The organism is Pseudomonas sp. QE6 (genome assembly GCF_041379005.1).
Classification (GTDB): Bacteria; Pseudomonadota; Gammaproteobacteria; order Pseudomonadales; family Pseudomonadaceae; genus Pseudomonas.
Genome location: NZ_CP166873.1, coordinates 3,399,149 through 3,412,475, shown reverse-complemented (window position 1 = coordinate 3,412,475; position 13,327 = coordinate 3,399,149). Strand labels below are relative to the sequence as shown.

9 protein-coding genes are annotated in these 13,327 nt (G+C 63.5%); 6 read left to right on the top strand and 3 right to left on the bottom strand.

Going from position 1 to position 13,327, the window contains the following annotated elements:
* The first annotated feature begins 5 nt into the window (after positions 1 to 5).
* From ACAW63_RS15845 to fabI, 6 genes are read left to right on the top strand one after another with little or no spacing between them, the layout of a single operon-like run.
* Positions 6 to 1,835: an extracellular solute-binding protein gene (locus ACAW63_RS15845; protein WP_371226654.1), complete on the top strand. Its 1,830-nt coding sequence runs from the start codon at positions 6 to 8 to the stop codon at positions 1,833 to 1,835.
* Entirely contained in the window at positions 1,832 to 3,688 is a 1,857-nt protein-coding gene (locus ACAW63_RS15840) for an extracellular solute-binding protein (protein WP_371226652.1), read from the top strand. Before ACAW63_RS15845 ends, ACAW63_RS15840 begins: the two co-directional genes overlap by 4 nt.
* Positions 3,688 to 4,770 (top strand): microcin C ABC transporter permease YejB, encoded by a 1,083-nt coding sequence (locus ACAW63_RS15835; protein ID WP_275607609.1) that lies wholly within the window; start codon positions 3,688 to 3,690, stop codon positions 4,768 to 4,770. Before ACAW63_RS15840 ends, ACAW63_RS15835 begins: the two co-directional genes overlap by 1 nt.
* 4 nt (positions 4,771 to 4,774) lie before the next feature.
* Complete coding sequence (locus tag ACAW63_RS15830; protein ID WP_371226650.1) at positions 4,775 to 5,794, top strand: ABC transporter permease; 1,020 nt, start codon at positions 4,775 to 4,777, stop codon at positions 5,792 to 5,794.
* Position 5,795: 1 nt separating this feature from the next.
* Positions 5,796 to 7,409 carry an ABC transporter ATP-binding protein gene (locus ACAW63_RS15825; protein ID WP_371226648.1) on the top strand — a complete coding sequence of 538 codons (1,614 nt, stop codon included), beginning with the start codon at positions 5,796 to 5,798 and terminating at the stop codon, positions 7,407 to 7,409.
* Between the two features lie 20 nt (positions 7,410 to 7,429).
* On the top strand, positions 7,430 to 8,227 hold the full coding sequence (gene fabI / locus ACAW63_RS15820) for an enoyl-ACP reductase FabI (RefSeq protein WP_371226646.1): 798 nt from the start codon (positions 7,430 to 7,432) through the stop codon (positions 8,225 to 8,227).
* 89 nt (positions 8,228 to 8,316) lie between these two features.
* Here the strand turns inward: fabI and ACAW63_RS15815 are convergent, their stop codons facing one another.
* The 3 genes from ACAW63_RS15815 to lon all read right to left on the bottom strand — a co-directional run bounded on the left by ACAW63_RS15815 (position 8,317) and on the right by lon (position 13,235).
* A complete protein-coding gene (locus tag ACAW63_RS15815; protein WP_371226644.1) occupies positions 8,317 to 10,203 on the bottom strand; it encodes a SurA N-terminal domain-containing protein in 1,887 nt (628 codons plus the stop codon).
* A 226-nt stretch (positions 10,204 to 10,429) separates the two neighbouring features.
* Positions 10,430 to 10,702, bottom strand: a complete 273-nt coding sequence (gene hupB / locus ACAW63_RS15810) for a nucleoid-associated protein HU-beta (RefSeq protein ID WP_003087931.1) — start codon at positions 10,700 to 10,702, stop codon at positions 10,430 to 10,432.
* A 136-nt stretch (positions 10,703 to 10,838) separates the two neighbouring features.
* A complete protein-coding gene (gene lon, locus ACAW63_RS15805; RefSeq protein WP_371226642.1) occupies positions 10,839 to 13,235 on the bottom strand; it encodes an endopeptidase La in 2,397 nt (798 codons plus the stop codon).
* Positions 13,236 to 13,327 lie beyond the last annotated feature (92 nt).

The following is a 13,327-nucleotide window of genomic DNA, read 5'->3' as shown; positions in this document are numbered from 1 at the left end:
GCCCGATGCGTCGCCTGCCCCTCCTGCTCCTCGGCCTGCTGCTCAGTCTGCCCGCTTCAGCCCAGATCACTGAAAGCCACGGCTACGCACAGTTCGGCGACCTGAAATATCCCGCCAGCTTCGACCATTTCGACTGGGTCAATCCCAAGGCTCCCAAAGGCGGCACCCTGCGCCTGATGGGCCTGGGCACCTTCGACACGCTCAATCCCTATACCTTCAAGGGCAGCCCGCCGGTCAGCACGGCCGACTTCCTGCAGTACGGCGTCAGCGAGCTGAACGAGCCACTGATGGTCGGAACCGGCCTCTATGACCCCTCGGGCGACGAACCCGCCTCCAGTTACGGCCTGATCGCCGGCAGCGTGGAATACGCCGAAGACCGCAGCTGGGTGGTGTTCAACCTGCGTCCGCAGGCGCGCTTCCACGACGGCAAGCCGATCACCGCCTACGACGTGGCGTTCTCCTATCGCACCCTGCTCAAGCACGGGCATCCGATGTACCGCACCGCGCTGCAGGAAGTGCGGCGGGTCGACATCCTCTCGGCCCAGCGCATCCGCTTCGTCTTCAAGCGCCACGACAACCCGCTGCTGATCCTGCGCCTGGGCGAAATGCCGGTGCTGCCGCAGCATTACTGGAAGAATCGCAACTTCCAGGCCACCACCTTCGAGCCGCCCCTGGGCAGCGGTCCCTACCGGATCAGCGAAGTCAGCCCCGGCCGGCGCCTGGTGTTCGAGCGGGTGAAGGATTGGTGGGGCGCGGATCTGCCGGTCAATCGCGGCAAGTACAACTTCGACCGGGTAGAGGTGGAGTTCTACCGCGATGCCGGTATCGCCTTCGAAGCCTTCAAGGCCGGCGAATTCGACTTCTACATCGAGCACCAGGCGAAGAACTGGCGCAGTGCCTATCACTTCCCGGCGCTGCGCCGGGGCGATGTGGTTCGCGCGGAAATCCCGCACAAGATTCCCACCCAGACCCAGGCGCTGTTCATGAACACGCGGCGACCGACCTTCGCCGATCGTCGCCTGCGCGAAGCACTCGGCATGATGTTTGACTTCGAGTGGACCAACCGCGCGCTGTTCAACGACGCCTACGTGCGCGCCAGCAGCTACTACCCCAACAGCACCTTCTCCGCCACCGGCGTACCCCAGGGCCAGGAGTGGCTGTTGCTCTCCCCCTACCGCAAGCAACTGCCGGAGGAGCTGTTCACCCGCCCCTTCACCGTACCCGTCACCCAGGGCCATGGCATTCCACGGGAAACCCTGCGCCACGCATTGGGTCTATTGGCCGACGCCGGCTGGAAACTCTCCGGCGACCGCCTGCTGGACGCCAGCGGCAAGCCCTTGCGTTTCGAAATCCTGCTGGTCAACCCAAGCCTGGAGCGGATACTCCAGCCATACCGCGAGAATCTCGCCAGCATTGGTATCGATGCGCGCTTGCGTACCGTGGACCGCGCCCAGTACAAACAGCGTCTGGACCAGTTCGACTACGACATGATTCTGATGACCCTGCCCCAGACCCTGAGCCCCGGCCTCGAACAATGGCAGTACTTCCACTCCAGCCAGGTGACGGTGAAGGGCAGCAAGAACTATGCGGGCATCGCCAACCCCGTGGTGGACGCGATGCTCGACAAACTCCTCGGCGCCGCCGACCGCGACCAGCAGGAAGCCGCCGCCCGCGCCCTGGACCGGGTGCTGCTCTGGCAGCACTACAGCATTCCCAACTGGTACCTGAACAAGCATCGACTGGCGTACCGCAACCGCTTCGCCTTCGTCACCACGCCGCCCTATACCCTGGGCCTGCGTGCCTGGTGGCAGAAAAATCAGGAGAACACCCTATGAAGAGCCCCCGCCGCGCCGCGCTGTTCGCCGGCCTGTTGCTGGGACTGCTGGGCAGTGCGCAGGCCGCGCCGCAGCACGCCATCACCCTCTATGACGAAGCGCCGAAGTACCCGGCCGACTTCAAGCACTTCGACTTCGTCAATCCGAACGCGCCCAAGGGCGGCACCCTGCGTCTCTCCGACTTCGGAGGGTTCGACAGCCTCAACCCCTTCATCGCCAAGGGCAACTCCGCGCCGCAGATCAACCTGATCTACGACACCCTCACCTTCCACTCCCTCGACGAGCCCTTCACCGAATACGGCCTGCTTGCGGAAAAGATCGAGAAGGACCCGGAGCACCGCTTCGTGCGCTACTTCCTGCGCCCCGAGGCGAAATTCCAGGACGGCACGCCCGTCACCGCCGAGGACGTGGTGTTCACCTTCGAAACCCTGATGAAGGACGGCGACCCGATGTACCGCAATTACTACGCGGACGTCGACAAGGTGGTGGCCGAAGACAAGCTACGGGTGCGCTTCGACTTCAAGCACGGCAACAACCGCGAGCTGCCGCTGATCCTCGGCCAGCTGTCGATCCTGCCCAAGCACTGGTGGGCCAGCCGCGACTTCAACAAGACCGGCATGGAGCCGCCGCTGGGCAGCGGTCCGTACCGCATCGCCAAGGTCGACGCCGGCCGCTCGATCCGCTACGAGAAGGTGAAGGACTGGTGGGGCGAGAGGCTGCCGGTGAACCGCGGCTTCAACAACTTCGACGCAGTGGTGGTGGACTCCTACCGCGACCTCACGGTCGCCCTGGAGGCGTTCAAGGCCGGGCAGTTCGACTTCAACGACGAACGCATTGCCAAGAACTGGGCCACCGCCTACGACTCCCCGGCGGTACGCGACGGCCGCATCGTTCGCGAGGAGCCGGTCAACGGCAATCCCTGGGGCATGCAGGGCTACGCCTTCAACCTGCGCCGTCCGGTGTTCCAGGACCCGCGCGTGCGTGAAGCGATCACCCAGCTGTTCGACTTCGAGTGGACCAACAAGCAGCTGTTCTTCGGCTCCTACCTGCGTGACGGCAGCTACTTCGAGAACTCCGAAATGGCCGCGCACCAGCTGCCCGACGCCGAGGAGCTGAAGATTCTCGAACCCCTGCGCGACAAGCTGCCGCCGCAGGTCTTCACCCAGGTCTACGCGCCGCCCACCAGCGACGGCAGCGGCATCATCCGCGATCAGAAGCGCAAGGCCTACCAACTGCTGCTCGATGCCGGCTACAAGATCGAGAACGACAAGATGGTCGGCCCCGACGGCAAGCAGCTGAGCTTCGAATTCATGCTCGCCCAGGCCGACTTCGAACGCGTGCTGCTGCCCTTCAAGCGCAACCTCGCCGAACTGGGCATCGACATGCAGCTGCGCCGGGTCGACGTCTCGCAGTACGTCAACCGCCTGCGCTCGCGGGACTACGACATGATCGTCAGCAGCTGGCCGCAGTCCAACTCGCCGGGCAACGAGCAACGCGAGTTCTGGCACTCCAGCAGCGCCGACAAGCCCGGCAGCCGCAACTTCATCGGCCTGCGCGATCCGGGCATCGACGCCCTGGTCGACCAGCTGATCAACGCCGACTCCCGCGAGAGCCTGGTACGCCATGCCCGCGCCCTCGACCGCGCGCTGCTCTGGGGCCACTACGTGGTGCCCAACTGGTACCTGGGCACCTGGCGCATCGCCTACTGGAACCGCATCGCCCATCCGGAAAAACTGCCGCCCTACAGCTACGCCCTGCAGACCTGGTGGCAGGCCCGCGACCAGGCAGTGCCGACCAGGACCGACACCGCACAGGCCCCGGCGAATGACGCCCAGGCAGAGGACGCGCACTGATGCTCGCCTACATCCTGCGGCGCCTGCTGCTGATCATCCCCACCCTGTTCGGCATCCTGCTGATCAACTTCATCATCATCCAGGCCGCCCCCGGCGGCCCGGTGGAGCAGATGATCGCCAAGCTGGAAGGCTTCGACGCGGCCAGCGGCGGAGCCACCGGACGCATTTCCGGCGGTGGCGGCGAAGTCGCCTCGGCCGGCTCGCACTACCGCGGCGCCCAGGGCCTGGACCCTGAGCTGGTGAAGGAAATCGAGCGCATGTACGGCTTCGACAAGCCGGCGCCCGAACGCTTCTGGATCATGCTCAAGAACTACCTGCACCTGGACTTCGGCCAGAGCTTCTTCCGCGATGCCAAAGTCACCGACCTGATCGTCGAGAAGCTGCCCGTCTCCGTCTCCCTCGGGCTATGGAGCACGCTGATCATGTACCTGGTGTCGATCCCTCTGGGTATCGCCAAGGCGGTTCGTCATGGCAGCCATTTCGACGTCTGGACCAGTTCAGCGATCATCATCGGCTACGCGATTCCGGCCTTCCTCTTCGCCATCCTGCTGGTGGTGCTGTTCGCCGGAGGCAGCTACTGGGACTGGTTCCCCTTGCGCGGATTGACCTCGAACAACTTCGACGAGCTGAGCCTGGGCGGCAAGATCCGCGATTACTTCTGGCACCTGGCCTTGCCCATCACCGCGCTGGTGATCGGCAACTTCGCCACCATCACCCTGCTGACCAAGAACAGTTTCCTCGACGAGATCGGCAAGCAGTACGTGGTCACCGCGCGCGCCAAGGGCCTCACCGAGCGCCGGGTGCTCTATGGCCACGTGTTCCGCAACGCCATGCTATTGGTCATCGCCGGCCTGCCCTCGGCGCTGCTGGGCATCTTCTTCACCGGCGCGCTGCTGATCGAGGTGATCTTCTCCCTCGACGGCCTCGGCCTGCTCAGCTTCGAAGCGGCGCTGAACCGCGACTACCCGGTGGTGTTCGGCACGCTGTTCATCTTCACCCTGTTCGGTCTGATCATGAAGCTGGTCAGCGACGTCCTCTACACGCTGGTCGATCCGCGCATCGACTTCGAGAACCGGGAGTAAACCGATGCGCCTGTCTCCCATCAACCAGCGCCGCTGGGCGCGCTTCAAGGCCAACAAGCGCGGCTGGTGGTCGCTCTGGCTGTTCCTCGTGCTGTTCATCGCAAGCCTGGGCGCCGAGCTGATCGCCAACGACAAGCCGCTGGCCATCCGCTACGACGGCAACTGGTACTTCCCGGTGGTCAAGCGCTATCCGGAAACCGCCTTCGGCGGCGAGTTCCCCATGGAGGCGAACTACAAGAGCCCCTACATGCGCGAACAGATCGCGCAGAAGGGCGGCTGGATCCTCTGGCCGCCGATTGCCTACAGCTACGACACCATCAACTACGACCTGCGCGTTCCCGCCCCCTCCCCGCCCACCCGCGAGAACTGGCTGGGCACCGACGACCAGGCGCGCGACGTGCTCGCGCGGGTGATCTACGGCTTCCGCATCTCGGTGCTCTTCGCCCTCACCCTCACCGTGCTCAGCTCGATCATCGGCGTCACCGTGGGCGCCCTGCAGGGCTTCTACGGCGGCTGGATCGACCTGCTCGGCCAACGCTTCCTGGAAATCTGGTCGGGCCTGCCGGTGCTCTACCTGCTGATCATCCTCGCCAGCTTCGTGCAGCCGGGTTTCTGGTGGCTGCTGGGAATCATGCTGCTGTTCTCCTGGATGAGCCTGGTGGACGTGGTGCGCGCCGAGTTCCTTCGCGGCCGCAACCTGGAGTACGTGCGCGCCGCACGGGCGCTGGGCATGCGCAACGGGGCGATCATGTTCCGCCACATCCTGCCCAACGCGATGATTTCCACCCTGACCTTCATGCCGTTCATTCTCACCGGCGCCATCGGCACCCTGACCTCGCTGGACTTCCTCGGCTTCGGCCTGCCCGCCGGCGCACCCTCGCTGGGCGAGCTGGTGGCGCAGGGCAAGTCCAACCTGCAGGCACCCTGGCTCGGCATCAGCGCCTTCGTGGTGCTGGCGGTGATGCTCAGCCTGCTGGTGTTCATCGGCGAAGCCGCCCGTGATGCCTTCGACCCGAGGAAGTGAGATGACCCACAGCGAAAACCTCATCGAAATCCGCGACCTCTCCGTGGACTTCCTCTGCGGCAACGAGACGGTCCATGCGGTCGAGAAGATCAGCTTCGACATCCGCAAGGGAGAGACCCTGGCGCTGGTGGGCGAAAGCGGCTCCGGCAAGTCGGTGAGCGCCCACTCCATCCTGCGCCTCTTGCCCTACCCCACGGCCAGCCATCCCAGCGGCAGCATTCACTACGCCGGCAAGGACCTGCTGAAGCTGCCCGAAAGCAAGCTGCGCGGCATTCGCGGCAACCGCATCGCCATGGTGTTCCAGGAACCCATGACCTCGCTCAACCCGCTGCACACCATCGAGAAGCAGATCGGCGAAGTCCTGGCCCTGCACAAGGGCATGAACACGACCCAGGCGCGGGCGCGCACCCTGGAGCTGCTCGACCTGGTCGGCATCCCCAACCCGGCCAGCCGCCTGAAGGCCTACCCGCACGAGCTCTCCGGCGGCCAGCGGCAACGGGTGATGATCGCCATGGCGCTGGCCTGCGAACCGGAACTGCTGATCGCCGACGAGCCAACCACCGCGCTGGACGTCACCGTGCAGCTGAAGATCCTCGACCTGCTGCGTGACCTCCAGCAGCGTCTGGGCATGGCCTTGCTGCTGATCACCCATGACCTCAACCTGGTACGCCGCATCGCCCACCGCGTGTGCGTCATGCAGCACGGCTGCATCGTCGAGCAGGCGCCCTGCGAACCCCTGTTCGAGTCGCCCCAGCACCCCTACACCCGGGAACTGCTGGGCGCGGAGCCCAGCGGCAATCCGGCCGACAACCCGCCCGGCCCGGTGCTGCTGGACGTGAACGATCTGCGGGTCTGGTTCCCGATCAAGAAGGGCGTGTTCCGCCGCACCGTGGACCACGTCAAGGCGGTGGACGGCATCGACTTCAGCCTGCCCCGCGGGCAGACTCTGGGCATCGTCGGCGAGAGCGGTTCGGGCAAGTCCACCCTGGGCCTGGCCATCCTGCGCCTGATCAACAGCCGCGGCGGCATCCGCTTCGAGGGCAACGACCTGGAAGGCATGAACCAGAGCCAGGTACGCCCCTTGCGGCGCGAAATGCAGGTGGTCTTCCAGGACCCCTTCGGCAGCCTCAGTCCACGCATGTCGGTAGGCCAGATCGTCGGCGAAGGCCTGGACATCCACGACATAGGCACGCCCGAAGAGCGCGAACAGGCCATCATCGATGCGCTGAAGGAAGTCGGCCTCGACCCGGACACCCGACATCGCTACCCCCACGAATTCTCCGGCGGACAGCGGCAACGCATCGCCATCGCTCGCGCGCTGGTGCTCAAGCCGGCGCTGATCCTGCTGGACGAGCCAACCTCGGCACTCGACCGCACCGTGCAACGTCAGGTCGTGGAACTGCTGCGCCGGCTGCAGGCCAAGTACAACCTGACCTACCTGTTCATCAGCCACGACCTCGCGGTGGTAAAGGCTCTGAGCCATCAACTGATGGTGATCCGCCATGGCAAGGTGGTCGAACAGGGTTCTGCGGAACAGGTCTTCTCCGCGCCGCAGCACGCCTATACGCAACAACTGCTGGAAGCCGCCTTCATGGTTCCGGCGCAAACCCACTGAAACAGGCAGGAGAAACACCCGTGGGATTTCTTGCAGGTAAACGCGCGCTGATCGTCGGCGTCGCCAGCAAACTCTCCATCGCCTCCGGCATCGCCGCCGCGATGCACCGTGAAGGCGCGGAGCTGGCCTTCACCTACCAGAACGACAAGCTCAAGGGGCGCGTCGAAGAGTTCGCCGCCGGCTGGGGCTCCCGCGCCGAGCTGTGCTTCCCCTGTGACGTCGCCAGCGACGCCGATATCGAAGCGGTGTTCACCGAACTGGGCAAGCACTGGGACGGCCTGGACATCATCGTCCACTCCGTGGGCTTCGCCCCCAGCGACCAGCTCGACGGCGACTTCACCGAAGTCACCACTCGCGACGGCTTCAAGATTGCTCACGATATCAGCGCCTACAGCTTCATCGCCCTGGCCAAGGCTGGCCGCGGCATGATGAAAGGCCGCAACGGCAGCCTGCTGACCCTCTCCTACCTCGGTGCCGAACGCACCCTGCCCAACTACAACGTGATGGGCATGGCCAAGGCCAGCCTGGAGGCCGGCGTCCGCTACCTGGCCGGCAGCCTCGGCCCGGAAGGCACCCGCGTCAACGCCGTTTCCGCCGGCCCCATCCGCACCCTGGCTGCCTCGGGGATCAAGAGCTTCCGCAGGATGCTCGCCGCCAGTGAACGGCAGACACCCCTGCGCCGCAACGTCACCATCGAGGAGGTCGGCAACGCCGGCGCGTTCCTCTGTTCCGACCTGGCCAGTGGCATCAGCGGTGAAATCCTCTATGTCGACGGTGGCTTCAACACCACCGCCATGGGGCCGCTGGAAGACGAGTGATTCCTTTCCCCCGCCCATGAAAAAAGGCCGCATCTGCGGCCTTTTTCCTTTTCCGACACCAGGCTGCTGAAGGCAGCCCGGGTCGATCATCACTTAGCGTTGTCGAATTTCTCGACTTTCGCCTGCGCCTCCAGTTGACGGCGGAAGGCAGCGAAGTCTTCCTGGCCACTGCGCGACGCGAGGAAGCGCTGGTACATGGCCTTCTCTTCGTCGGTCATCTTGGCTTCCGGCTCGCTGACACCGGAGAGGCGCACCAGCACGAAGTCGCCATTGGGCAGCGCCACGCCGGACAGGCTCGGCTTGTCGGCCGAAGCCGGATGGGCCATGCGGAATACGCTCTGCAGCACGACCGGCTCGACGCCTTCCTGGCTGCGGGAAGCGGCTTCCACCACTTTCCAGCTCTGGCCTTCCTGATCCTGGTTCAGCGGAGTCTTGCCATCGCGCAGACTGGCAAGCAGCGCTTCACCGCGCGTCTTGGCATCGGCAGCGGCATGCTCCTGCTGCAGACGGGTGCGGATGGTCGCGCTCACCTGCTCCAGGGTTTCCTGCTCAGGCTTGTGATGCTCCTTGACCCGCAGCACGACCACGGTGTCCGGATCCAGCTCGATGGCGCCGCTGTTGGCACCGTCTTCCATTACCTCGGGGCTGAACGCCGACTGGATGACCTGACGGTTCGCGGTCACGCCGTCGCCGCCCTCGCGACCGAACGGTTTGCTGGTCTGTACCTTCAGCCCCATGTCCTGGGCCGGCTGGGACAGATCGGACGCCTCGTAGGCGGCGCTTTCCAGCTGCTTGGTGGCATCGACGAAGCGCTGCTCGACGAGCTGGGTCTTCACTTCCTGCTCCAGCTTCGGCTTCAGGCTGTCGAAGCTCGGAACGTCCGGCGCCTCGACACCCAACAGTTTGATCAGGTGCCAGCCGTAGGGGGTTTTCACCGGAGCCGAAACCTCGTCCTTCTTCAGCGCATACAGTGCGTCTTCGAAGGCCGGGTCATAGACGCCACGGCCGGCGTAGCCCAGATCGCCACCATTGGCAGCGGAACCGACATCGTTGGACAGCTCTTTCGCCAGCTTGGCAAAGTCCTCGCCCTTGTCCAGGCGGGCCTTGATCTCGTCGATCTTGGCCTTGGCCTGCTGGTCGTTCTGCTTGTCGTTCACCTCGATCAGGATATGCGCGGCGTCACGCTGCTCGGCGAGACCGGCGATTTCCTTCTGGTACAGGGCATCGAGGTCTTCCTTCTTCACCGAGACCTGATCGAAGAAAGCGGACTTCTTCAGCTCGACGTAGTCGATGGTGACCTGCTCGGGGGTCATGAACTCGGTGCTGTGGGCGTCGTAGTACGCCTTGATCTCGCTGTCCTCGACCTTGCTCTTGGCCGGATCGGCCTTGAGGGTCAGGGTTGCGAAGTCACGGGTCTGCTTTTCCAGGCGGGCGAAGGCCTTCAGCTCGGCGTCGGTGACGAAGCCGGTGCCTGCGATGCCGGCGCGCAGTTGGCCGATCAGCATTTCCTCGCCGAACATCTGGCGGAACTGCATGCGGCTATAGCCCATCTGGCGAATGACCTGGTCGAAGCGGTCGGCGTTGAACTTGCCGTCCACCTGGAACTCCGGGGTCTGCAGGATCAGTTGATCCAGCGCCTGCTGCGAGAAGGCGAACTTGTCCTTCTGGGCGGCCTGCAGGACCAGCTTGCGCTCGATGAGCGACTTCAGTGCGGAGTCCTTGAGCAGCTTGTCGTCGAGCATGGAGGCATCGAAGTCCTTGCCCAGACGCTGCATCAGCTGGCGACGCTGCATGTCCACGGCCTGCTGCACCTCAGGCAGACCGATGTCGTCACCATTGACCTGAGCGGCGACGTTCTCGTGGTGGGTTGCGCGAATGATCTGATCGAACCCGGTCAAAGCCATGAGGACAACGATCACCCCCAGGATGGTCTTGGTGATCCAACCCTGAGAATTGTCCCTGATGTTTTGCAGCATGCGGCCCCCGAACGCGGCCACGGCCTGCCGTCAATGGCGGCGCGGCGTGGAAAAGGCGGATATAAGAAAGGCGCATCCGAGGATGCGCCTTCTCGTAACTGGTGGAGCTTGCGGGCATCTGCCCGTGACCCCTGACGATTCCTATCAGCCCAGGGCCCGTAGGGTCGTCGCTCCGTGATCGACTCAACCGAGGCTGAGCCGATCCAGGTCTAGTCCAAAAAGACGCTTAGTTTACAGCATCCTTGAGGGCTTTACCGGCCTTGAAGCCCGGGATCTTAGCAGCAGCGATCTTGATCGGCTTGCCGGTTTGCGGGTTACGACCGGTGCGAGCAGCACGCTCTTTCACGGCGAAGGTGCCGAAGCCGACCAGTACGACGGAGTCACCAGCCTTCAGGGCGCCAGTTACAGACTCGATCACCGCGTCCAGAGCGCGACCGGCAACAGCTTTCGGGATATCAGCAGATGCGGCGATAGCATCGATCAGTTCCGACTTGTTCACTCTAAGTCCCCTTATTTCTGTTGAGTATGTTTCTATGTGTTAGGTGTAAGCAAAAGCAGGTGCTGGTTTGCCAACTGACAAAGCAAGTGCCGCTTTATAACAAGGGCTCAAAAACAGTGTCAAGAAAGCCCCCCAACTAATGCGTGCTGATTCGCTCCTTGGAATCAGACTCGCGTTTCTCATCCTTTGCAACCATCTCGGGAGCCGCATCGGGCAAGGGCTCCGGCGCGTATTGCAGCGCAATTTGCAGGACTTCGTCAATCCATTTAACCGGTTTAATAACGAGATCGGCCTTAATATTATCCGGAATTTCCCTAAGATCTCGGACATTTTCCTCAGGGATGATCACGGTCTTGATTCCACCCCGGTGCGCAGCCAGAAGTTTTTCCTTCAGGCCACCAATGGCCAGCACCTGACCCCGCAGGGTGATTTCACCCGTCATGGCAACATCGGCCCGTACCGGAATCTGCGTAATGGCCGAGACCAGCGCGGTGCACATGCCGATACCGGCGCTCGGACCATCCTTCGGCGTAGCGCCTTCGGGCACGTGGATATGGATGTCGTGCTTCTCGTGGAAGTCCGCCGGGATCCCCAGGCTCTTCGCCCGGCTGCGTACAACGGTGAGCGCGGCCGTGATGGATTCGGCCATCACGTCGCCCAGCGAGCCGGTCTTGGTCAGCGCGCCCTTGCCGGGAACGATGGCCGACTCGATGGTCAGTAGCTCGCCGCCCACCTGGGTCCAGGCCAGGCCGGTCACCTGACCGATCTGATCCTGCTGCTCGGCCAGGCCGTAGCGGAACTTGCGCACCCCCAGGTAGTTTTCCAGGTTTTCCGGAGTCACCTTGGCGTCGATGCGCTTGGCCTTGATGCCCTCCTTCACCGCCTTGCGGCAGACCTTGGCGATCTGGCGCTCCAGGCTCCGCACACCGGCTTCGCGGGTGTAGTAGCGAATGATGTCGCGGGTCGCCGCCTCTTCGAAGGTCAGCTCGCCCTTCTTGAGACCATTGGCCGCGGTCTGTTTTGGCACAAGATATTTCGAAGCGATATTAACCTTCTCGTCTTCGGTGTAACCCGGCAGACGAATCACTTCCATGCGGTCCAGCAGCGGCGCCGGAATGTTCATGGAGTTCGCCGTGCAAAGGAACATCACGTCGGACAGGTCGTAGTCGACTTCCAGATAGTGATCGTTGAAGTTGTGGTTCTGCTCCGGGTCGAGGACCTCCAGCAGCGCCGAGGCGGGATCGCCACGCATGTCGCTGCCCATCTTGTCGATCTCGTCGAGCAGGAACAGCGGGTTGCGCACGCCAACCTTGGTCATCTTCTGGATCAGGCGACCAGGCATGGAGCCGATATAGGTACGGCGGTGGCCACGGATTTCAGCCTCGTCACGCACGCCGCCCAGGGCCATGCGCACGAACTTGCGGTTGGTCGCGCGGGCGATGGACTCCGCCAGCGAGGTCTTGCCCACGCCGGGCGGGCCGACCAGGCAGAGCACCGGGCCTTTCAGTTTCTTCACGCGCTTCTGCACGGCGAGGTATTCAAGGATGCGTTCCTTGACCTCTTCCAGGCCGTAGTGATCCGCATCGAGGATGTCCTCGGCCTTGTCCAGGTCGTGGCGCACCTTGCTCTCGGCCTTCCACGGCACATTCACCAGCCAGTCGATGTAGGAGCGCACGACGGTGGCTTCGGCCGACATCGGCGACATCTGCTTGAGCTTGTTCAACTCGGCAGTGGCCTTGGCCATGGCCTCCTTGGTCAGGCCGGCGGCGTCGATGCGCTTCTTCAGCTCCTCGACTTCGTTGTGGCCTTCGTCGATGTCACCCAGCTCCTTCTGGATGGCCTTCATCTGCTCGTTCAGGTAGTACTCGCGCTGGCTGCGCTCCATCTGCTTCTTCACGCGACCGCGGATGCGCTTCTCGACCTGCAGCAGGTCGATCTCGGCATCCAGCATGGCGAGCACGTGTTCGACACGGGCAGACAGCTCGGTGATTTCGAGGATTTCCTGCTTCTGCTCGATCTTCAGCGCCATGTGGGCAGCCATGGTATCCACCAGGCGACCGGGCTCATCGATGCTGTTGAGCGAGGACAGGACTTCCGCAGGAACCTTCTTGCCCAGTTGCACGTATTGCTCGAACTGGCTCAGCAGGCTGCGGGTGAAGACTTCGGACTCGCGCTCGCCAATGGAGGCCTCGTCAATGATCGAAACTTCCGCGCGGCAGTAGGCTTCCTCATCGATGAAGCGCTCTACCTGGCCGCGCTGCTCACCCTCGACCAGCACCTTGACGGTGCCATCGGGCAGCTTCAGCAGCTGCAGGACGGTGGCCACGGTACCCATGCGGTACAGGCCGTCCGCACCCGGGTCATCGTCAGCCGGGTTCTTCTGCGCCAGCAACAGGATCTGCTTGTCACCGGTCATGGCGGCCTCGAGGGCCTCGATGGATTTCTCACGGCCCACGAACAGCGGGATGACCATGTGCGGATACACCACTACGTCACGCAGGGGGAGCAGGGGCAACTCGACGAGTGTTTTCATGATATTCGGCTCTACAGCGGCACTTGGCCAAAACGATGGGATTGGACCCTTCGGCCTAAGATGGGGTTAGGACTGGGAAAAAACAAGCGCGG

What these genes read in the sequence shown, in the direction of transcription:
- ACAW63_RS15840 (WP_371226652.1), top strand. Translation starts at nt 1,832, where the DNA reads ATGAAGAGCCCCCGCCGCGCCGCGCTGTTCGCCGGCCTGTTGCTGGGA.
- ACAW63_RS15825 (WP_371226648.1), top strand. Translation starts at nt 5,796, where the DNA reads ATGACCCACAGCGAAAACCTCATCGAAATCCGCGACCTCTCCGTGGAC.
- lon (WP_371226642.1), bottom strand. Translation starts at nt 13,235, where the DNA reads ATGAAAACACTCGTCGAGTTGCCCCTGCTCCCCCTGCGTGACGTAGTG.
- ACAW63_RS15835 (WP_275607609.1), top strand. Translation starts at nt 3,688, where the DNA reads ATGCTCGCCTACATCCTGCGGCGCCTGCTGCTGATCATCCCCACCCTG.
- ACAW63_RS15815 (WP_371226644.1), bottom strand. Translation starts at nt 10,203, where the DNA reads ATGCTGCAAAACATCAGGGACAATTCTCAGGGTTGGATCACCAAGACC.
- ACAW63_RS15845 (WP_371226654.1), top strand. Translation starts at nt 6, where the DNA reads ATGCGTCGCCTGCCCCTCCTGCTCCTCGGCCTGCTGCTCAGTCTGCCC.
- ACAW63_RS15830 (WP_371226650.1), top strand. Translation starts at nt 4,775, where the DNA reads ATGCGCCTGTCTCCCATCAACCAGCGCCGCTGGGCGCGCTTCAAGGCC.